At 72.6% G+C, this 19,576-nt stretch carries 19 protein-coding genes; 14 read left to right on the top strand and 5 right to left on the bottom strand.

Annotated elements, in window-relative coordinates; genetic code table 11:
- Window positions 1-32: 32 nt before the first annotated feature.
- Window positions 33-992 carry an STM4015 family protein gene (locus ACZ4WQ_RS24605; RefSeq protein ID WP_398373978.1) on the bottom strand — a complete coding sequence of 320 codons (960 nt, stop codon included), beginning with the start codon at window positions 990-992 and terminating at the stop codon, window positions 33-35.
- Between the two features lie 218 nt (window positions 993-1,210).
- Here ACZ4WQ_RS24605 and ACZ4WQ_RS24610 point away from each other — a divergent pair, with 218 nt between their 5' ends.
- The 8 genes from ACZ4WQ_RS24610 (at window position 1,211) to ACZ4WQ_RS24645 (ending at window position 7,724) form a co-directional block, all read left to right on the top strand.
- Window positions 1,211-1,537, top strand: coding sequence for a hypothetical protein (locus ACZ4WQ_RS24610; RefSeq protein WP_065965941.1), 327 nt, complete (start codon window positions 1,211-1,213; stop codon window positions 1,535-1,537).
- A gap of 18 nt (window positions 1,538-1,555) precedes the next feature.
- Window positions 1,556-2,728, top strand: coding sequence for a DUF6745 domain-containing protein (locus ACZ4WQ_RS24615; RefSeq protein ID WP_398373979.1), 1,173 nt, complete (start codon window positions 1,556-1,558; stop codon window positions 2,726-2,728).
- Between the two features lie 104 nt (window positions 2,729-2,832).
- Window positions 2,833-3,741, top strand: coding sequence for a glycoside hydrolase family 19 protein (locus ACZ4WQ_RS24620; protein ID WP_311725665.1), 909 nt, complete (start codon window positions 2,833-2,835; stop codon window positions 3,739-3,741).
- A 114-nt stretch (window positions 3,742-3,855) separates the two neighbouring features.
- Window positions 3,856-5,097: an MBL fold metallo-hydrolase gene (locus ACZ4WQ_RS24625; protein WP_398373980.1), complete on the top strand. Its 1,242-nt coding sequence runs from the start codon at window positions 3,856-3,858 to the stop codon at window positions 5,095-5,097.
- Window positions 5,098-5,316: 219 nt separating this feature from the next.
- Window positions 5,317-6,177: a chitosanase gene (locus ACZ4WQ_RS24630; RefSeq protein WP_311725667.1), complete on the top strand. Its 861-nt coding sequence runs from the start codon at window positions 5,317-5,319 to the stop codon at window positions 6,175-6,177.
- A gap of 103 nt (window positions 6,178-6,280) precedes the next feature.
- A complete protein-coding gene (locus ACZ4WQ_RS24635) occupies window positions 6,281-6,691 on the top strand; it encodes a hypothetical protein (RefSeq protein ID WP_398373981.1) in 411 nt (136 codons plus the stop codon).
- 142 nt (window positions 6,692-6,833) lie between these two features.
- Entirely contained in the window at window positions 6,834-7,142 is a 309-nt protein-coding gene (locus ACZ4WQ_RS24640; RefSeq protein WP_311725899.1) for a trypco2 family protein, read from the top strand.
- A 183-nt stretch (window positions 7,143-7,325) separates the two neighbouring features.
- A complete protein-coding gene (locus tag ACZ4WQ_RS24645) occupies window positions 7,326-7,724 on the top strand; it encodes a hypothetical protein (protein ID WP_311725669.1) in 399 nt (132 codons plus the stop codon).
- Window positions 7,725-7,817: 93 nt separating this feature from the next.
- On the opposite strand, the gene ACZ4WQ_RS24650 is transcribed toward ACZ4WQ_RS24645, so the two are convergent.
- The 3 genes from ACZ4WQ_RS24650 to ACZ4WQ_RS24660 all read right to left on the bottom strand — a co-directional run bounded on the left by ACZ4WQ_RS24650 (window position 7,818) and on the right by ACZ4WQ_RS24660 (window position 10,923).
- Window positions 7,818-8,519, bottom strand: coding sequence for a gamma-glutamyl-gamma-aminobutyrate hydrolase family protein (locus ACZ4WQ_RS24650; RefSeq protein ID WP_398373982.1), 702 nt, complete (start codon window positions 8,517-8,519; stop codon window positions 7,818-7,820).
- Between the two features lie 16 nt (window positions 8,520-8,535).
- Window positions 8,536-10,023, bottom strand: coding sequence for an ethanolamine permease (gene eat, locus ACZ4WQ_RS24655; protein ID WP_385344749.1), 1,488 nt, complete (start codon window positions 10,021-10,023; stop codon window positions 8,536-8,538).
- A gap of 99 nt (window positions 10,024-10,122) precedes the next feature.
- Window positions 10,123-10,923, bottom strand: coding sequence for a FadR/GntR family transcriptional regulator (locus tag ACZ4WQ_RS24660; RefSeq protein WP_468022394.1), 801 nt, complete (start codon window positions 10,921-10,923; stop codon window positions 10,123-10,125).
- Window positions 10,924-11,015: 92 nt separating this feature from the next.
- Between ACZ4WQ_RS24660 and ACZ4WQ_RS24665 the strand changes: the two genes are divergently transcribed.
- The 4 genes from ACZ4WQ_RS24665 (at window position 11,016) to ACZ4WQ_RS24680 (ending at window position 15,673) form a co-directional block, all read left to right on the top strand.
- On the top strand, window positions 11,016-12,383 hold the full coding sequence (locus tag ACZ4WQ_RS24665) for a glutamine synthetase family protein (RefSeq protein WP_468022395.1): 1,368 nt from the start codon (window positions 11,016-11,018) through the stop codon (window positions 12,381-12,383).
- A gap of 11 nt (window positions 12,384-12,394) precedes the next feature.
- Complete coding sequence (locus ACZ4WQ_RS24670; RefSeq protein WP_468022396.1) at window positions 12,395-13,801, top strand: aldehyde dehydrogenase family protein; 1,407 nt, start codon at window positions 12,395-12,397, stop codon at window positions 13,799-13,801.
- Window position 13,802: 1 nt separating this feature from the next.
- On the top strand, window positions 13,803-14,603 hold the full coding sequence (locus ACZ4WQ_RS24675) for a 3-oxoacyl-ACP reductase (RefSeq protein WP_468022397.1): 801 nt from the start codon (window positions 13,803-13,805) through the stop codon (window positions 14,601-14,603).
- A 71-nt stretch (window positions 14,604-14,674) separates the two neighbouring features.
- Window positions 14,675-15,673, top strand: coding sequence for a DUF2510 domain-containing protein (locus ACZ4WQ_RS24680; protein WP_468022398.1), 999 nt, complete (start codon window positions 14,675-14,677; stop codon window positions 15,671-15,673).
- A gap of 34 nt (window positions 15,674-15,707) precedes the next feature.
- Here the strand turns inward: ACZ4WQ_RS24680 and ACZ4WQ_RS24685 are convergent, their stop codons facing one another.
- The gene (locus ACZ4WQ_RS24685) at window positions 15,708-16,928 is read right to left on the bottom strand and encodes an amino acid deaminase/aldolase (RefSeq protein WP_311725677.1); all 1,221 of its coding nucleotides are present in this window, start codon (window positions 16,926-16,928) and stop codon (window positions 15,708-15,710) included.
- 222 nt (window positions 16,929-17,150) lie between these two features.
- Between ACZ4WQ_RS24685 and ACZ4WQ_RS24690 the strand changes: the two genes are divergently transcribed.
- Window positions 17,151-18,338 carry a hypothetical protein gene (locus tag ACZ4WQ_RS24690; protein ID WP_468022399.1) on the top strand — a complete coding sequence of 396 codons (1,188 nt, stop codon included), beginning with the start codon at window positions 17,151-17,153 and terminating at the stop codon, window positions 18,336-18,338.
- On the top strand, window positions 18,335-19,567 hold the full coding sequence (mycP, locus tag ACZ4WQ_RS24695; RefSeq protein WP_385344770.1) for a type VII secretion-associated serine protease mycosin: 1,233 nt from the start codon (window positions 18,335-18,337) through the stop codon (window positions 19,565-19,567). The genes ACZ4WQ_RS24690 and mycP overlap by 4 nt, the downstream gene beginning before the upstream one ends.
- Window positions 19,568-19,576: the final 9 nt, after the last annotated feature.

Raw genomic sequence — 19,576 nt, forward strand, 5'->3', positions numbered from 1 at the left:
TGCGGCTGTCCAGGCCTTCGGGCCGGGGGGCGTCACTCGGAGACCGCGGTGTAACGCCACACCTCGCCCTCTCCGTCGTCGTCCTCGTCGCCCTTCTCGGAGAGGTCGAGCTGCACGCCGGAGGGCTCCAGGGCGTCGCTCAGCCGCTGCTCCATCGCCTCGGAGAAGAAGTTGTGGTGCAGGTCCAGCGACGTGAGGTGGGTCAGCGGCTGGCCTTCGAGCAGGGCCTCGGCGCCCGCGTCGGTCAGGATGCCCATGGACAGGTCCAGGGAGGCGAGCTGGGCGACGACGGGGGCGGCGGCGACGGCGGCGGCTATCTCGTCCTGGATCTCGCTGTTCTGGAGGCCCAGATGGCGCAGCTGCGGGAAGCGGCCCCCCGAGAGGAGCCCGCCGAGGTCCGCGACGGTCGCGTCGCCCCCGTACTCCTCCACTCCCAGCCACATCTCCAGCCGCTCCAGCGCGGGCAGTTCGCTGTCGCAGACGCCGCGCACCACCGCGCCGGGCAGCCCGCCGGTCTCGAACCGGAGCGTGCGCAGGTGCTCGTGTTTGACGGCGGGGAAGGACAGGTTCGAGCCACCGCGGACCCCCAACTCCCGCAGCCGCGGGAAGGCGTCGAGGACCGGGGTGACATCGGACTGCTCGATCCAGGAGATCTCGGCCTCCTCCGCTTCGATGTCGCCGATGAAGACCGCCTCGAGGGCGGGCAGCCGGTCCTTGGCGGCGACGAGCGGCTCGATGACCGCGCTGGAGGCGTTCCCGTAGGCCTCGCCCCAGATGCCGAAGATCAGCGCCCGTACGCGGGTGGTGTCCACCGTGTCCAGGAAGCGCTGGAAGCGGCCGGCGAAGCCCTCTTCCCCATCCCTGTCGTACGGGTTGCAGGAGATCCGCCAGGCCACGTTCTCCGGCTCGGGGAGTTCCCGCTTGCTGGTGGGCGACGGGAACTCGCAGCCCGGCAGGCCGTGCAGTTTCATGAGGTGGGCGGCGTGGTCCATGACGGGATATCTCCTGAGGCTTCGAGAGGGCGTGCCCTGCTCCTAAGGGCGTGCGAAGAGTTCTACCAAGCGCCACCGACAGCGGGGTCGGCGGGCGTTGTCGATGCGTTGTCAGACCCTCCGCGTTGTCAGACCCCACGCCTAACGTCGTGAACATCGACGGGCGCCGCATGAGCGGTGGGCCCCGGCGCCGCTGTGCGGTGGAAAGGGAGAAGCGCATGTACCGACAGGGAGACGTCCTGATCGTGCCGGTGGCCGAGGAGGCACTGCCACCGAACACCGAAGCGCTGCCGCGGCAGCCGCGGGACGCGCGGGGGCGGCTGGTGCTGGCGCTGGGCGAGGTGACCGGACACGCCCACGCGGTGGTCGGGCCGGGCACGCTGGTGCGCGAGTCGGGGCCGTTCGGCGTCTCGTATCTCCATCTGCCGGACGGCGGGCGGGTGGTGCACGAGGAACACGCGGCGATACCGCTGCCCAAGGGGTGGTACCGCGTGGTGCGACAGCGGGAGTACGTGCCGGGCGCCGTGCGCGTCGTGGCGGACTGAGAGCGGGGGACGAAAACGATGAGCATCATGACGACGGCGTCGCACAGCGCGCATACGCCGAGCCGGGTCGAGTGGTGGCGGGCGGTGGCCGCGGCCACGGGCCCGGCCGACCGCGGGGCCGCCGAGGCGGGTGTGCGCACGGCCTATGCCGCGGCCGGACTGGCGGCGCCGGAGCGGATCGTATGGGTCGGCTCCCCGCTGGAGGGCACGGCGGCGGCCATGCTGCTGACCGGCCAGGGCGGCGAGCTGCCGCGGGAGATCGCCGACCGGGCCACCGGAGCGCTGCGCGCGGCGGGGGTCGAGCCGGTGGCGGGCGCGGCGGGCCCCTCTGTGCGGGAGGCGGTGCGCACGCTTCCGTGGGCGGCCGCGCGGAAGCGGCTGCACGGCGCGCTGGGCAGCACGGGCTGGGCCGAGCGATGGGCCCTGACGGGCGCGGCGCTGTGGGACATCACCCGCACCCTCACCGAGCGCGTCCGCACCGGGGTGGTCGAGACCCTGGCAGCGGAGCCGGACGGGGCCCGGCAGTCCGCCGTCCGGCTGGCCATGCTGGACGCGGTGTTCGGCCAGCACGACGCGCCGTGGCTCGCGGCGGTGACCGAGGAGGGCGCTGCCGGCCCGGAGGCGGGCGCGGACGCGGGCGCGGACAGCGGCGAGCTGGCCGGCCCGGCCGCGGTGGCGCGGTCCGCCGGGTGGTGGTGGCCGTACGAGAAGGCCGTGGTCGTCGCCGAGCGGCCGGTCGCGCTGCACCGCGACGAGGCGGGCCGTCTCGACCGCGGCGACGGGCCGGCGCTGGAGTACCCCGACGGCTTCGCGCTGTACGCGTGGCGGGGCATGCCGGTGCCCGCCGCCTTCCTGGAGCAGCTGTCCGAGCTGACCGCCGAGCGCATCCGGGCCGAGGAGAACGCGGAGCTGCGCCGCGTCATGCTCGAGTACTACGGCTACGACCGCTACCTCACGGAGTCCGGGGCGCGGCCGGTGCACCGCGACGAGACCGGCGTGCTGTGGCGCATCGACATGACCGGGGACGAGCCGGTGACCATGGTCGAGGTGGTCAACTCCACCCCGGAGCCGGACGGTACGAGCCGCACGTACTGGCTGCGGGTGCCGCCGAGCACCCGAACGGCCCGTGAGGGCGTTGCCTGGACCTTCGGGCTGGACGCCGAGGGATACGCCCCGGAGCGCCAGACCTGACCCGCCGGGCCCGGCGGCCCGACCCACATCGACTTGGTCTATACCTTGACTGGTATAGACCAAGTCCGCTTCAGTGGTGTCAAGTCCCCCCTGAAGGAGGAGCCTTGACCGGAAAGCGCATCCGGGCCGCTCTCGCCGCCGCGGCGGCCGTCTGTGCCCTGCTGTTTGTCATGCCCATGGCCTCCGCCTCCGCGGCCCCCACGGACACCACCCCCCGCGCGGCCTGCACCTACCCGGACTGGGTCGCGGGCAAGTGGTACGTGGCCGGCGACATCGTGAGGTACACCGACGGCAAGTACTACCGCGCCGAACACGACAACCCGGGCTATGACCCGACCATCAGCACCTGGTACTGGGACCCGTACGACTGCGGCTCCGGGGGCCAGAACCCGGCCGGGTTCGTGGTGAGCGAGGCCCAGTTCAACCAGATGTTCCCGAACCGGAATTCGTTCTACACCTACCAGGGCCTGACCGCCGCCCTGAGCGCGTACCCCGGCTTCGCGAACACCGGCAGCGACACCGTCAAGAAGCAGGAAGCGGCCGCCTTCCTGGCCAACGTCAGCCACGAGACCGGCGGCCTCGTCTACATCGTGGAGCAGAATCAGGCCAACTATCCGCACTACTGCGACTGGAACCAGCCCTACGGCTGCCCCGCGGGCCAGGCCGCGTACTACGGGCGCGGGCCGATCCAGCTCAGCTGGAACTTCAACTACAAGGCGGCCGGTGACGCGCTGGGCATCGACCTGCTGAACAACCCGTACCTGGTCGAGCGGGACGCGGCGGTCTCCTGGAAGACCGCCCTGTGGTACTGGAACACCCAGACCGGGCCGGGCACCATGACCCCGCACAACGCGATGGTCAACCAGCGCGGCTTCGGCGAGACGATCCGCAGCATCAACGGCAGCATCGAGTGCAACGGCGGAAACCCCGGCCAGGTGCAGAGCCGGATCGACTCGTATCAGAGGTTTGTCCAGATACTGGGCACCACCCCCGGATCCAACCTCGGCTGCTGATCGCCGGAACAAGGTCGGTGGTCTCGCGAGTTGTCCAAGCAGCGCGGCGGTCGCCGCCGCGCTGCCACACCGCAGACCGTACGGGGGTGATCACCCCCTCATCCAGGAGGTGCCGTGACCGGCTCCAGCCAGAAACGTGCCCGGCTCGCCGCCGCCCTGCGCCCCGCCGCCTTCGGGGCCGACCCGGCGGGGGAGCGGATGGAGCGCATCCGTCGGTCGCCGAACTTCGCGAACGGCGTCTTCGTGAACCCGGTGAGCGCCCGCACCGCCCCGTCCGGCTCCATGCTGAAGTTCCTGCCCACGTATTTCCGCAAGGAGGAGCGCGTCCGCCGGGCCCCGGCCGGGCCCGTGCCGGTGCACCCGACCACCCTCGCCGACCTGGCCACGCCGCCCGCCTCCGGGCTGCGGCTGACCTGGATGGGGCACTCGACCGTGCTCGCGGAGATCGACGGGCGGCGGGTGCTGTTCGACCCGGTGTGGGGCGAGCGCTGCTCGCCCCTCTCCTTCGCGGGGCCGAAGCGGGTCCACCCGGTGCCGGTGCCGCTGCGCGAGCTGGGGCCGGTGGACGTGGTGGTGATCTCCCACGACCACTACGACCACCTCGACATGCCGACCATCCGAGCCCTGGTGCGCTCGGAGGCGCATTTCGTGGTGCCGCTGGGCGTCGGCGCGCACCTCGAGCACTGGGGGGTGCCCGCGAAGCGGATGACCGAGCTGGACTGGCGAGAGTCCACGGAGGCGGCCGGTCTGCGGTTCACCGCCACCCCGGCGCGCCACTTCTGCGGTCGCGCGCTGCGCAACACCCAGCACACCCTGTGGGCCTCCTGGGTGGTGGCCGGTCCCGAGCACCGGGTCTACCACAGCGGGGACACCGGCTACTTCCCCGGCTTCGCCGAGATCGGGGAGGAGCACGGGCCATTCGACGCCACCATGATCCAGATCGGCGCGTACAGCGACTTCTGGCCCGACATCCATATGACCCCGGAGGAGGGGATGCGGGCGCATGTGGATCTCCAGGGCGGCGAGCCGGACCGGGGGATCATGCTCCCGATCCACTGGGGCACCTTCAATCTCGCCCCGCACCCGTGGGAGGAGCCGGCCGAGGGCACGCTGACCGCGGCGACGGCGGTTGGCGCGCGGGTGGCCGTGCCCCGGCCCGGAGAGCCGTTCGAGCCGGTGGCCGGGCTGCCGCTGGACCCGTGGTGGCGGGCGATCGCGGCGCGGCCGGCGCCGGGCGCGCTGACCGCCGCGGCGGTCTCGCCGCAGGGCCCGGGGCGCGGCGCCGCGGCATCCGACGGCGGCCCCGGAGACCAGACCGGCGGCCCCGGCGCAGCGGTCCCCCTTCCCCAGGCGTAGCGGGGCTCCAGGCGTAGCGGTTCCCCAGGCGTAGCGGGCGACCTGGTCGCGGCCGCGCGGTCGCGGCCGCCGTCTTCGCTTCTTTCTTCATAACCCTTGTCGCGAGCATGGCACGCTCGCTTGAATGGTTAGGAAAGGTTCCTAACGGATCGTTGGGAGCGTCTTTCCGCGACGACCCGTGCGTGCTTCCCCCACAGTCGACAAGGAACGGAGATCCAGATGTCCAAGAGGATCGGCCTCGTGGCAGCCGCCGTAGCCGTCCCGGCGGCGCTCGTCCTCACCAGTGTCGGAATCGGCCAGGCCGCCGAGCACACGCCCCCGTCGGCGTCCGCTCCGGCCGGAGAGGCGGCGCCCCGGACGGCCGCGGTGAAGAATCTGGACGATCCCGCGAAGAAGGAGATCGCCATGAAGCTGGTCTCCAGCGCGGAGAACTCCTCGCTGGACTGGCGTGCCCAGTTCAAGTACATCGAGGACATAGACGACGGGCGCGGCTACACCGCCGGGATCATAGGCTTCTGCTCGGGCACCGGCGACATGCTCGAACTCGTCGAGTACTACACACAGGTCAAGCCCGGCAACGTGCTGGCCAAGTACCTGCCCGCGCTGCGCGAGGTCGACGGCAGCGACTCCCACGACGGCCTCGACCCCAACTTCACCAAGGACTGGAAGAAGGCCGCCGAGGACAAGGCGTTCCAGGACGCGCAGGAACACGAGCGCGACCGCGTCTACTTCAACCCGTCCGTCAGCCAGGGCAAGTCCGACGGGATCGGCACGCTGGGCCAGTTCATCTACTACGACGCGATCGTCATGCACGGCCCCGGCGACAGCAAGTACAGCTTCGGCGGCATCCGCAAGACCGCCATGTCCAAGGCCAAGACCCCGGCGCAGGGCGGCGACGAGAAGACCTACCTCAACGCCTTCCTGGACGCCCGCAAGAAGGCCATGCAGAGCGAAGAGGCGCACAGCGACACCAGCCGGGTGGACACCGAGCAGCGCAAGTTCCTCAACGAGGGCAACCTCGGCCTCGAACCCCCGCTGAAGTGGAAGGTGTACGGCGACCCGTTCGAGATCAACTCCTGACCGTCCTTCCCTGCCGCAGGGGAGCCCGGGCCCCTGCCGGTCAACGGCCCGTTCATAATGGACCGTTGTTGATCAATCCTCTTTGCTGTTCTTGGGAAGTGACATGAAGTACCGCAAGAGCCTCGCCGCGTTCGCGGTGGCCATCGCCGCGGCAGGGGCGCCCCTGCTCACCGCGCCCACCGCCAGTGCCGCCGCCACGGCCAACTGGTGGGACGAGCAGATGCACACCAACGACAGCGACCCGGGCGGTCGCGTCCGCTTCAAGGCGGACGGCGACAAAGTGGAGCTGTGCGACATCGAGGCCGACGGCTGGAAGGTCAACCTGACGATCGTCCACGGCTACACCGGCAACGTGGTCGACCGCATGTCCGTGGGCGGCAACGGCAGCTGTGTCACCCACACTGCCGCGAACGGCCACGACCTGACGGAGAACCAGCACTACTACTTCCAGATCTACCTCAGCAAGTCCGGCACCCCGCTGGACTACGACGACTCGGCGGACTGGGTCGCGTAGCCCGGAGTTCCCCGTCTCTCCCGATCGGCCCGCCGGATCCCCTTCCGGCGGGCCGACCGCTTTTGGTTCGCCTTTCCTGTCGGTGCGCCCTTGTAGGATTTCCTCTCTCGGGACGAGTGACGAGGGGGAGCCCGTGGCGGAGATGGTCGAACTGTCGGAGATGATCCGCGAGTTGCGTACACAGCTGACCGTCGCGGCCGCCGCGGGTGCGCACGAGGCGCTGAAATTCGACGTCGGTCCGATCGAGATCGAGGTCACCGTGGCCGTCACCAAAGAGGGCGGCGCGAACGGCAAGGTCCGCTTCTGGGTCGTCGAGGCCGGCGGCAACGGCAAGTACTCGACCAGCGAGACCCAGCGCATCTCCCTCACCCTCCAGCCGACGATGACCGGTCCCGGCGGTACGACCACGACCGCCCGGATCTCCGGCGCCGAGGTGGACGGGGAGCGCTGAGGCCGGCCGTGCTCGCAACCATGGAATACAGGAGTTGACCATGGTTGTTCCAGCCTCTTATATTCCTCGCGGCAACCACTCAGCAGGCAGATGTGCCGCACTCAACTCTGGCGTATGGCCAGGGTGTTGAAAGTGCACATCCCCGGGCACACTGCTTCGCTTTGTTTCCTCTTGGGGAGTGACATGAAGTTCCGCAGGACCCTCAGCGCGTTTGCCGTGGCCGTTGCCGCGGCGGCTGTGCCCTTGCTCGGCGCACCCACCGCCGGGGCGGCCACCACCGCTACCTGGGACAATCAGCTGCACACCAACGACGGCGACCCGGGCGGTCGGGTTCGCTTCAGGGCGAACGGCGACGTCATGGAGCTGTGCGACATCGAGGCCGACGGTTGGAAGGTCAACCTGGAGGTCAGTGGCTACCACTATTACGACGAGTTTTCCGTGGGCGGAAACGGAAACTGCGTCACTCACAGTGCCTCGAATGGCCACGACTTGACGGAGGGCGCGGGCTACTCCGTCAAGATCTACCTCAGTAAGTCCGGCCACCCCTACGAGTACGAAGACTCGGCCGTGTTCTGGGCGTAGTCGGCGTCCTCTCTTCTCTTCTGATCGGGCCCGCCGGAGCAGCTCCGGCGGGCCCGATCGCCCATGGCCGGGGATCGGCGAGGCGCTGGACGTTCAGTCCCTTGCCGCGGCCGCCGCGTCGACCAGCGCACGCATGACCCGCACATCTTCCCCTGCTTCGGGATGCCACTGCACCCCGAGCACAAAGCCCGTGTCCCCCGGCACCTCCACCGCCTCCAGCGTCCCGTCCCTTGTCGCACGCGCCGAGACCGTCAGCCCCTCGCCCAGCCGGTCCACGGCCTGGTGGTGGTACGTCGGCACGGACACCGCCTCCGGCGCGATCCGGGCCAGCAGCGTGCCCGGCACCGGCTCGACCTCGTGCCGGTCGAAGACGCCCGGCGGGCCCACATGGCCGTCCAGGTGCTGGATCAGCGTGCCGCCGCGCGCGACGTTCAGCAGTTGCATGCCGCGGCAGATGCCCAGCAGCGGCACACCGTCCGCCAGCGCCGCCTCGATCAGGGCCAGTTCCCACGCGTCCCGCTCCCGCGCGGGCGGGCCGGTGCGTTCGTGGGGCTGGGCGCCGTAGCGTACGGGCTCGACGTCGGGGCCGCCCGAGATGACCAGGGCGTCCAGGCGGGAGACCACGGACGCGGCCGACGCCGGGGCGTCGTCCGGCGGCAGCATGACGGCGAGGCCGCCCGCGCGCTGGACGAGGCGGTGGTACCCGGCCGGGAGCAGGGCCGCGGGCAGGTGCCAGACGCCCCAGCTGACCGCCGACTCCAGGTAGGTGCTGATGCCGATAAGGGGCTTTGACAACGCAGGGTCCAATCTCTCAGTCGCGGGACAGCTCCGCCTCCGCCTCCGCCAGCGCCGCGAACTCCTCCTCCGGAGCCGCCGCCACCAGCCGGTGCCGGCTGTAGAAGGCGAAATAGGCGAGGGCCACGGCGTAGACGCCGAGCGCGATGAAGGCGGCGTCCTTGTCCACCAGGAAGGTGGCCACGAGTGCCGAGCAGGCCAGCACGAACGCGACGGACGAGGTCACCACCCCGCCCGGGGTCCGGTACGGCCGGTGCAGCCCCGGCTCGCGGCGGCGCAGGACGATGTGGGAGAGCGACATCAGCGCGTACGAGATGGTGGCGCCGAAGACCGCGACATTGAGCATCCGGGCGCCGTCGCCGGTCGCCGCCGCGAGCGCGAAGCCGAGGGCGCCGGGGACCAGCAGGCCCAGGTAGGGGGCCTTGCGGCGGCTGGTCAGGGAGAGGAAGCGGGGGAGGTAGCCGGCGCGGGAGAGGGCGAACAGCTGTCGTGAGCCGGCGTAGATGAGGGAGAAGAAGGAGGCGACGAGGCCGGCCAGGCCCGCGTAGTTGACGATGCGGGACAGCGTGGTGGCCTCGCCGTCCGGCTGTAGCGCCTCGACGAGGGGGTTGCCCGCGTCCTGGACCGCGTCCGCGCCGCGCGCCCCGGTCGCGGCGAGGAAGGTGAGCAGGGCCAGCACCAGCAGGATGCCCACCGACCAGGCCATGGCCCTGGGCAGGGTGCGCGCCGGGTCGCGGGTCTCCTCGGCCGCGAGCGGCACGCCCTCCACACCCAGGAAGAACCACATGCCGAAGGGGAACGCCGACCAGATGCCGAGCAGCCCGAATGGCAGCCAGGAGTTCGCGCCGAGGGCCGAGTCGTCCACCGGGATGTCATTGAGGGAGCCGGAGTCGAAGTCGGTGAAGGCGCCGACCGCGAAGATCAGCAGCGCGGCGACGGCGACGGCGGTGACGATCAGGCTGAAGCGCAGGGCCTCGCCCACGCCCCACAGGTGGATGCCGATGAAGATGACGAAGCAGGCGAGGTAGACGGGCCAGCCGGACTCCAGGCCGAAGAGCCCGAGCGACTCGACGTAGTCGCCGATGAAGATGGCGATCGCGGCGGGCGCGAGGACGTATTCGATGAGGATCGCGGTGCCGGTGAGAAAGCCGCCCCAGGTGCCGAGGGCGCGCCGCGCGAAGCCGTAGCCGCCGCCCGCCGTGGGCAGGATCGCCGCCAGTTCGGCGAGGGCGAAGACCATGCAGGTGTACATCAGGCCCATCAGCACGGCGGCGATGGCCAGGCCGCCGAAGCCGCCCTCCGCCAGGCCGAAGTTCCAGCCGGAGAAGTCGCCGGAGACGACATAGGCGACGCCGAGACCGGTCAGCAGCAGCGGGCCCGCGCTGCCGCGGCGCAGGGTGCGGCGTTCCAGATAGGCGTCCTCGGCGGGCGCGGTGCCGGCGTCCGGTGCGGTGCCGCCGGGCGGGCTGAGGGAGGTGCGCGGGGACTCGGTTCCGTCGGCCATGGATGCTCCTGGTCCACACGAGAGGCGCGGGCAATGGTTTGGAGGCATACCTTTGCCCCGTCCGGCGCGCCTGCGCAAGACCTCTGCGTAAAACGCCCGTTAACCCTGCCCGTTATCGGCGGGGGTGTTGTCGACCAGAAAGCCGCGCAGCAGCGCCGCCGTGCCCTCGCAGTGCTCCCGCATCACCTCGCGCGCCCCGTCCGCGTCCCCGTCCAGCACCGCCTCGACCAGCGCCGTGTGCTGGGCCTGCGAGTGCTCCAGGTTGCGCACCAGCAGCGGGATGCGGTCCAGCAGGTCGTTCACGGTGGCGCGGACGGCCGCGTACTGGGCGGCGAGCGAGGGCGAGCCCGCCAGCTCGGCGAGCGTCAGATGGAGCAGCGTGTCCAGCCGGCGGTAGTCGGCGAGCGGCGCCTCCCGCGTCGCGCCGAGGGCGGCGCGCAGCCGGCCCGCCCGCTCGCCGGACAGCCCGTGCGCCGCGCACAGCCCGGCCGCGCCCACCTCCAGGACCTCCCGGAACCGCAGGGTGTCCTCGACGTCCACCTCCCGGATCCGGCGCCGCAGTTCGTCCTCGCCGCCGTCGGCCGGCTCCGGCCGGGCCCGTACGAAGGTGCCGCCGTAGCGGCCGCGCCGGCTCTCCACCAGCCCCTGGTCCGTCAGCACCTTCAGCACCTCGCGCAGCGTCACCCGGCTGATCCGCAGCCGCTCGGCCAGCTCCCGCTCGGCGGGCAGCCGCTCGCCCTCGGGGACCAGGCCGAGCCGCAGGACCCGGAGTATCTGCTCCAGCGCCTCCTCGAAGCCGTTGCCGGCCCGCACCGGCCGCAGCACCGGCGCCAGCCGGTCGTCCGCGCCGCCGCCCGCGCCGCCACCCGCGGCCGCCGCGCCGCCTCCGCCGCCGTCCATGGAACCTTCCGCACCTACTTCCCAATCAATGGTCTACCCGAATACCTTATGGCTCCTGTGGCACCGAGTCGTACCCGACAGGAGGCAACACCGTGGCAGACCGCACGCCCCCGCTCTCCGTCGACGAACTGACCGGACTCGTCGACACCGGGGAGATCGACACCGTCGTCCTCGCCTTCACCGATATGCAGGGCAGGCTCCAGGGCAAGCGGTTCGCCGCCCGGTTCTTCCTCGACGAGGTCCTGGACCACGGCACGGAGGGATGCAACTACCTCCTCGCCGTCGACGCCGACATGAACACCGTCGACGGCTACGCCATGTCCTCCTGGGAGCGCGGCTACGGCGACTTCGCCATGAACGGCGACACCGCCACCCTGCGCCGCACCCCCTGGAACCCCGGCACCGCCCTCATCACCGCCGACCTGGCCTGGCACGACGGCTCGCCCGTGCTCGCCTCCCCGCGCCAGATCCTGCGCCGCCAGCTGGACCGGCTCGCCGAGCGCGGCTGGACCGCGTACGCGGGCACCGAGCTGGAGTTCATGGTCTTCAAGGACACCTACGAGCAGGCGTGGGGCACCGGCTATCGCGGGCTGACCCCCGCCAACCAGTACAACGTCGACTACTCCGTCCTCGGCACCGGCCGCGTCGAGCCCCTGCTGCGCCGCATCCGCAACGAGATGGGCGCGGCCGGGATGACCGTCGAGTCGGCCAAGGGCGAGTGCAACCTCGGCCAGCACGAGATCGCCTTCCGCTACGACGACGCCCTGACCACCTGCGACCAGCACGCCGTCTACAAGACCGGCGCCAAGGAGATCGCCGCCCAGGAGGGCATGGCGCTGACCTTCATGGCCAAGTACGACGAGCGCGAGGGCAACTCCTGCCATATCCACCTCTCGCTGCGCGACGAGTCGGGGGCGCCCGTGCTCGCCGACGGCGACGGCCCGTACGGCATGTCCCGGACGATGCGCCACTTCCTCGCCGGACAGCTGGCCGCGATGCGCGACTTCACCCTCCTCTACGCGCCGAACATCAACTCCTACAAGCGCTTCCGCCCCGGCTCCTTCGCCCCCACCGCCGTCGCCTGGGGCCCGGACAACCGCACCTGCGCGCTGCGCGTCATCGGCCACGGCCCCTCCCACCGCCTGGAGAACCGCCTCCCCGGCGGCGACGTCAACCCCTACCTCGCCGTCGCGGGCATGGTCGCGGCCGGACTGTACGGGATCGAGGAGGAGCTGGAGCTCCCCGAGGTGTGCACCGGCAACGCCTACAACGGCGACGCCCAGCACGTCCCGGCCACCCTGCGCGACGCCGCCGAGCTGTGGCGGGAATCCCCCATAGCGCGGGCCGCCTTCGGCGAGGAGGTCGTCGAGCACTACCTCAACATGGCGCGTGTCGAACAGGAGGCCTACGACACCGCCGTCACGGACTGGGAGCGCTTCCGGTCCTTCGAGCGCATGTGAGGAACCACCGCGTGAGCAACGAGCACCCGCACGAACACCAGGTACTCAACCCCGCCACCGAGGAGGTCATCGCCACCGTCCCCGCCGCCGGCCCGGCCGACGTGGACGCCGCCGTCACCCGGGCCGCCCGGGCCCAGCCGGGCTGGGCGGCCCTGGCGCCCGGCGACCGGGCGCGGCTGCTGCGCCGCTTCGCCGCCGCCGTCGACGACCACCTCGAGGAGCTGGCCCAACTGGAGGTCCGCGAGGCCGGACACCCCATCGGCAACGCCCGCTGGGAGGCGGGCAACGTCCGCGACCTGCTGGAGTACGCGGCCGGGGGAGTGGAGCGGCTCACCGGGAGCCAGATCCCCGTGCCGGGCGGCCTGAACATCACCTTCCAGGAGCCCCTCGGCGTCGTCGCCGTCATCGCGCCATGGAACTTCCCCATGCCGATCGCCGCCTGGGGCACCGCCCCCGCCCTCGCGGCCGGCAACGCCGTCCTCCTCAAGCCCGCCGAGACCACCCCCCTCACCGCGCTCCGGCTGGCCGAACTCGCCACCGAGGCCGGGCTCCCCGACGGGCTCTTCCAGGTGCTGCCCGGCGCCGGGCCGGTCGCGGGCGAGGCGCTGGTCGAGCACCCCCGCGTCGCCAAGGTCGTCTTCACCGGGTCGACGGCCGTCGGCAAGCGGATCATGGCCAAGTGCGCGGCGGGCGTGAAGCGCGTGACCCTCGAACTCGGCGGCAAGAGCCCCAACATCGTGTTCGCCGACGCGGACATCGAGCGGGCCGCGCGCTCGGCCCCCGGCTCGTTCCTGGACAACACCGGCCAGGACTGCTGCGCCCGCAGCCGCATCCTGGTCCAGCGCGGCGTCTACGACCGGTTCATGGAGCTGCTGGAGCCCGCCGTGCGCTCCGTCGTGGTGGGCGACCCGGCCGAGCCCGGCACCGCCATGGGCCCGCTGATCTCCGCCGCCCAGCGCGAGCGCGTACGGTCCTACGTCACCGAGGGCGCCACCGAGGACGTCACCGGGGACGCGCGCGTCGCGATCCGCGGCGAGGCCCCCGAGGGCAAGGGCTTCTGGTACCCGGCCACCGTCCTGGAGGGCACCGGGCCCGGGCACCGCGCCACCGTCGAGGAGATCTTCGGGCCGGTCGCCGTGGTGCTGCCCTTCGAGGACGAGGCCGACGCCGTACGGCTGGCCAACGCCACCGACTACGGCCTGTCGGGGTCCGTCTGGACCCGCGACGTGGGCCGCGCCGTGCGTGTCTCGCGGGCCGTGGCCGCCGGCAACCTCTCCGTCAACTCGCACAGCAGCGTGCGCTACTGGACCCCGTTCGGCGGCTACAAGCAGTCCGGCCTCGGACGGGAGCTGGGGCCGGGCGCGCTGGCCGCCTTCACCGAGACCAAGAACGTCTTCATCAGCACCGAGGAGCAGTGACGTGACCGACAACCCGAACACCCCCGAGCCCCCGGTGTGCCGCCGCCTGGTGGGCCGCACGGCCGTCGTCACCGGGGCGGGCAGCGGTATCGGCCTGGCCACCGCGCACCGCCTGGCCTCCGAGGGCGCGCATGTCGTGTGCGCCGACATCGACGAGAGCGCGGGCAAGGCCGCGGCCGACGAGGTCGGCGGGTTGTACGTCCGGGCGGACGTCACCGACCCGGAGCAGGTCGAGGCGCTGTTCAAGACCGCGTACGACACCTATGGCTCGGTCGACGTCGCCTTCAACAACGCGGGCATCTCGCCGCCCGACGACGACTCGATCCTCACCACCGGCCTGGACGCCTGGAAGCGGGTCCAGGAGGTCAACCTCACCTCCGTCTACCTGTGCTGCAAGGCCGCGCTCCCCTATATGCGCGAGCAGGGCAGGGGCTCGATCATCAACACGGCCTCCTTCGTGGCCGTCATGGGCGCCGCCACCTCGCAGATCAGCTACACGGCCTCCAAGGGCGGGGTGCTGGCGATGTCGCGCGAGCTGGGCGTGCAGTTCGCCCGCGAGGGCATCCGGGTCAACGCGCTGTGCCCCGGGCCGGTCAACACCCCCCTGCTGAAGGAGCTGTTCGCCAAGGACCCGGAGCGCGCCGCCCGCCGGCTGGTGCACATCCCGGTGGGGCGCTTCGCCGAGCCGGAGGAGATCGCGGCCGCGGTGGCCTTCCTGGCCAGCGACGACTCCTCGTTCGTCAACGCCGCGGAGTTCCTCGTCGACGGCGGCATCGCGGGGGCGTATGTCACCCCGGTGTGAGCGGTCGAGGGTTGGGACGGGTGGGGCCTGTGTACTGAGCCGACGTGTGCCCATAAGGTGACGTCGTGAGCATGACGACACCCCCGGGCTGGTACCCGGACCCCGGCTACACAGGCCCCGGCTCCGCCCCCGAACGCTGGTGGGACGGGTTCGCCTGGACCGAGCACACCCGCGAGGCCCCGGGACCGACGAGCCAGACGTTCGGCCCGCCCGTGCCCGTGTACCCGCCCGGGGAGGTCGGGGCGCCGGCGCGGGGCCGCGGCCCGAAGATCGCGGCGGCGGTCGTGGTGGTGGCCGTGGTGGCCGCCGCCATCGCGGGCGGCATCGCGCTGCTGGGCGACGACGGCGGGTCCGACGACGGCGGTGACCGGGCCGGGCCCGGGCCGACCGCCACCGCGCCGGCCCCGGACAGGAGCAGTGGCGGGAGCGATGACGGCGGTGACGGGGGCGTCTCCGGCGGCGACGGCGACGGGGGTCCGGGCGACCCCTCCGAAAGCGCCGTCCCCCAGCCCAGCGACGACCCGAACGTCTCCGAGGACGCCCTGAACGGCATCGGTCTGCCGGTCCTGGACGGCTGGCAGGAGAGCCGCAGCAGCGCGGGCGGCGCCGGTGTCACCACCGAGGCCCGCTACCCCTGCCCCAACGACGCTGCCAGCCAGTGTCTGCGCGGCGGTGTGTTCTCCATGCCGGCCACGGGCTTCAAGGCCAAGTCCGCGGAGGGCATCGCCAAGGAGGACATCGAGCAGGCGGCCGAGAGCTCCTACGGCAAGAACCAGGAGAACGGCAAGGAGTCGTACGGCGGGATCACCTCGCACAAGCAGCTCAAGTCCGAAGCGGTCACGGTCGCCGGGCAGAAGGGCTATCTGGTGCGCTGGAAGGTGATCACGAAGAAGGGCGAGGACGGCTACGTCCAGACCGTCGCCTTCCCGTCACCCCTCCTGCGCGACACGATGGTCCTGGTGCGCTTCGGATTCGACGTCAGCGACAAGGCGCCGCCGCTGTCCGACATGGACAAGATCGTCAAGGGCATCAAGGCGCTGGGCGACAACGGGGACGGGCAGTCGGTCTGACCCCGCGCCCGGGGCGCCCGCCGTCACAGAGCCGTCATAGACAGGTGTGGCCCTCGCCCCGGTACGTGGGCACCGAGTCCACCACCCGGTCCCCGTCGATCAGGTGCAGCACCGCGAAGCGCTCGCACAGCTCCCCGGCCTTGGCGTGCCGGAACCACACCTTGTCGCCGATCAGCAGGTCGTCGGCGGGCGTCCCCAGCAGCGGTGTCTGCACCTCGCCCGGCCCCTCCATCGGGTCGTAGGCCAGGCCCTCCGGTAGATACGGCACCGGCAGCCGGTCCCGGCCCGCCGCGCCCGAGGCCGGGTAGCCGCCTCCCAGCACCGTGACCACGCCCACGCCCGGGCGGCGCACCACCGGCTGGGCGAAGAGGGCGGCCGGACGGCCGCGGAAGGAGGTGTAGTTGTCGAACAGCCGGGGCTGGTAGAGCCCGGACCCGGCAGCGATCTCCGTCACCGCGCCCTCGGCGGCGGTGTGCTGCACACTGCCCGTGCCGCCCCCGTTCACGAACTCCAGGTCCGCCACCGCCCGGACGGCCCGCACTGCCGCCGCGCGGCGCTCGGCCAGCTCACGCCGCGCGGCGGACTGCATCAGCCGGATCGCGCGGGACCGCAGCGGCTGCCCGGCCACCGCGTCGCCCACGCCCGCCACATGCCCCTCGTAGCCCATCAGCCCGACCACGCGGAAGCCCGGCCGGCGCCCGATCGCCTCCGCCAGCTCCGCCAGCCGGGCCGGGTCGCGCAGCGGCGAGCGCAGCGCCCCGATCCGCACCCGCCCGCCGAACAGCCGCAGCGAGGTGTCCAACTCCAGGCAGACCCGCACCTCTTCGGTCCCGGCGCGCACACTCTCGATCAGATCGAGCTGGCTCATGTCGTCCACCATCACCGTCACGGCGGCCGCGAGCTTCGGATCGCCGGTCAGCGCGGCGAACCCGTCCCGGTCGGCGGACGGATAGGCCAGCAGCACGTCCTCGTACCCCTCGCGCGCCAGCCACAGCGACTCCGCGAGCGTGAAGCTCATGATGCCCGCGAAGCCGTCCTTGGCCAGCGCCCGGTCCAGCAGCGCCCGGCACCGCACCGACTTGCTCGCCACGCGGATCGGCTTGCCCTGCGCCCGCCGCACCAGATCGCGGGCGTTGTCGTCGAAGGCCCGTAGATCGACGATCGCCAGCGGTGCCTCGAGATGGGCGGTGGCCCGGTCGTAACGGGCGCGATCGGCAGGGAGATCAGTGGGGAGACCAGCTGAAAGCACGGACATGGGCGAAGCTTGCCAGACGGCCATTACCACCGGGTAGAGGGCAGCCGGTGCGGATGGCGCCCGGCGCACCGTAGAGTGTCGCGCACACCACGACCGGCAGGTGAGCGGCGTGATGTCCGTATACGGGCCCACCTGCCTGACTTTGGTCGCAAGGCCGTCGGGTGCGTACGGCGGCCGGGTGCGACCAGGTGAACACGTCTTCGAGGGTGCGAGGGGGTGCAGGTGAGCACCGAAGCGGAACAGACGCGCACCCCGCGTATCCCTCCGCCCCGCCCCGCCCACCCCCCGCACACCGCGCCCCCGCCGCGCCCCACGGCACCGCCGGGCGCCGCCCCCGGATCCGGTCCGCTGGGTGATCCGGACACCCCGATCCTGGGCGTGCCGCTGCGGATCCCCCGAGCGAAACCGGGCACGAACCGGACCCCGCACCCGGGCACGAACCGGACCGCGGACGCGCACTGGGCCGCGCCCTCGGGCGCGGGCGACGGCACGGGCATATCCCGGCCGCGTCACACCGCCCTCCCGCCCCGCCCCGCAGCCGCCCCCTCGGCCGGCGCGCCTCCGCTCGCCCCCCAGCCCGCCGGGTTCGGCCCATGGCGCCGCCCCGGCCGCTCCGCGCCCGACAGCCCGTACGACGATGCCGCCCCGGGCGGCACGGCGGGCCGCCGCACCCCCGGCAGGGTCGCGGCCGCCGCCGCGAGCCTGGTCCTCGGCCTCGGGCTGCTCGGCGGCGCGGCGGCCGGTAGCTGGCTCACCGGCGACTCCGGGCCCCGGCCGGTGGCCGGTGACGGCTACCTCCGGGCGCGCGGCGCCTGGCACAGCGTCCCCGTCGACGACCTCTTCCCCCGCACCCTGCGCGGCGAGGGACCCGGTGGCGCCGAACGCACCTGGACCCGGATCGCGGTCGCCCCGGACAGCAGCTGCGGCGGTGCCTTCGACCCGCTGCTCGACAAGGCCCTCTCCCCGGTCGGCTGCGCGCGGCTGCTGCGCGCCACCTACACGGACGCCACCAGCACCGGCGTGACCACCGTCGGCCTGCTGTTCACCAAGGCCGGGCCGGAGGCCATGGGCAAGCTCGGCGAGCGGTTCGCCGACGAGGGGCTCGACGAGCGCACCGACCTGATACCCCGCCCGTACGCGGCCAAGGGCACGGCCGCCGCCGACTTCGGCGACGCCCAGCGCGCCAGTTGGCGGATCCGGGTCCTGACCGACGCCCCGGTCGTCGTCTACACCGTCTCCGGCTTCGCCGACGGCCGGAAGGTCACCGACCCCCAGCCCGCCGGCGAGGCGACCCGAAACGGTGCGACGACGGCCCCGGCCGAGGCGGGCCTCGGCCACGACGCGCGCGGCATCGCCGAGGAGATCGAGCGCGCCTTCCACCGCGCAGTGTCCAGGACGGAGGCCCCGTGACGACCCGGTGGCGACGTTGGCGGCGGCTGCGGCGCGCCGTGGGCGCGGGGCTGGCCGCGGCCGGGCTGGCGCTGCTGCCCGCCGCGCCCGTGCGGGCGGACGAGATACAGGCGCAGGAGTGGGCGCTGGACGCCATCCACGCGCGCGACGCCTGGAAGACCACCAAGGGCGCGGGCGTGACGGTCGCCGTGCTCGACACCGGCGTGGACGACAGCCACCCCGACCTCGCGGGCCAGGTCCTCACGGGCAAGGACCTGATCGGCTTCGGCGCCGGGCGCGGCGACAGCGCGTGGGCCGGGCACGGGACCGCGATGGCGGGGATCATCGCGGGCCACGGCCACGGTGCCGCGGGCGGCGACGGGGTGATGGGCGTGGCCCCCGAGGCGAAGATCCTGCCGGTGCGCGTGATCCTCGAAGAGGACGACCCGGCGCGCAAGAAGGCCCGCGCACAGCGCGGCGGTGCGCTGGCGAACGGGATCCGCTGGGCCGCCGACCACGGCGCCGATGTGATCAACCTGTCGCTGGGCGACGACAGCAAGTCCGCGCACCCGGAGCCCGCCGAGGACGCCGCCGTGCAGTACGCGCTGCGCAAGGGCGTGGTCGTGGTGGCCTCGGCGGGCAACGGCGGCGAGGAGGGCGACCGGACCTCCTACCCGGCCGCGTACCCCGGGGTGATCGCCGTGACCGCCGTGGACCGCTTCGGCTCGCGCGCCGGCTTCTCCACCCGCCGCTGGTACGCCGCGGTCTGCGGGCCCGGCGTCGACGTGGTCATCGCCGACCCCGACCGGCGCTACTACGTGGGGTGGGGGACCAGCGCCGCCGCCGCGTTCGTCTCGGGCGCGGCCGCGCTCGTCCGCGCCGCCCACCCCGAGCTGAGCCCCCGGCAGATCAGGCAGCTGCTCATCGAGACCGCCCAGGACCGCCCATCGGGCGGCCGCAGCGACGAGCTCGGCGCGGGCCTGGTGGACCCGGCGGCGGCGATCAAGGCGGGGGCGAAGCTGAAGCCCCAGGCGCAGCGTCCGGCCGTGGGGGCCCATGCGAGCCGCTACTTCGGCTCGGGCCCGGGGCGCGCCCATGAGGACGCCGACGACGGCGGCCCGAACGAGCTGGCGCTCACCGCCGGCGCCGCCGGGGCCGGGCTGCTGGCCGCCGCGGTGGCGCTGTGGCGCGGGGTGGGGCCGCTGCGCCGCCCGGAGTTCGCCCGCCGCTGGTCCCGGAGCGGGCTCTAGGCCCCGACA

Source organism: Streptomyces sp. NPDC028305, assembly GCF_055569495.1.

Bases quoted from the DNA above. Each gene is read 5' to 3' on its own strand.
- ACZ4WQ_RS24645 (WP_311725669.1), top strand. From the start codon at position 7,326: ATGAAGTTCCGCAGGACCCTCAGCGCGTTTGCCGTGGCCGTTGCCGCG.
- eat (WP_385344749.1), bottom strand. From the start codon at position 10,023: ATGGCCGACGGAACCGAGTCCCCGCGCACCTCCCTCAGCCCGCCCGGC.
- ACZ4WQ_RS24640 (WP_311725899.1), top strand. From the start codon at position 6,834: ATGGTCGAACTGTCGGAGATGATCCGCGAGTTGCGTACACAGCTGACC.
- ACZ4WQ_RS24630 (WP_311725667.1), top strand. From the start codon at position 5,317: ATGTCCAAGAGGATCGGCCTCGTGGCAGCCGCCGTAGCCGTCCCGGCG.
- ACZ4WQ_RS24660 (WP_468022394.1), bottom strand. From the start codon at position 10,923: ATGGACGGCGGCGGAGGCGGCGCGGCGGCCGCGGGTGGCGGCGCGGGC.
- ACZ4WQ_RS24635 (WP_398373981.1), top strand. From the start codon at position 6,281: ATGAAGTACCGCAAGAGCCTCGCCGCGTTCGCGGTGGCCATCGCCGCG.
- ACZ4WQ_RS24685 (WP_311725677.1), bottom strand. From the start codon at position 16,928: ATGTCCGTGCTTTCAGCTGGTCTCCCCACTGATCTCCCTGCCGATCGC.
- ACZ4WQ_RS24605 (WP_398373978.1), bottom strand. From the start codon at position 992: ATGGACCACGCCGCCCACCTCATGAAACTGCACGGCCTGCCGGGCTGC.
- ACZ4WQ_RS24680 (WP_468022398.1), top strand. From the start codon at position 14,675: ATGACGACACCCCCGGGCTGGTACCCGGACCCCGGCTACACAGGCCCC.
- ACZ4WQ_RS24615 (WP_398373979.1), top strand. From the start codon at position 1,556: ATGAGCATCATGACGACGGCGTCGCACAGCGCGCATACGCCGAGCCGG.
- ACZ4WQ_RS24610 (WP_065965941.1), top strand. From the start codon at position 1,211: ATGTACCGACAGGGAGACGTCCTGATCGTGCCGGTGGCCGAGGAGGCA.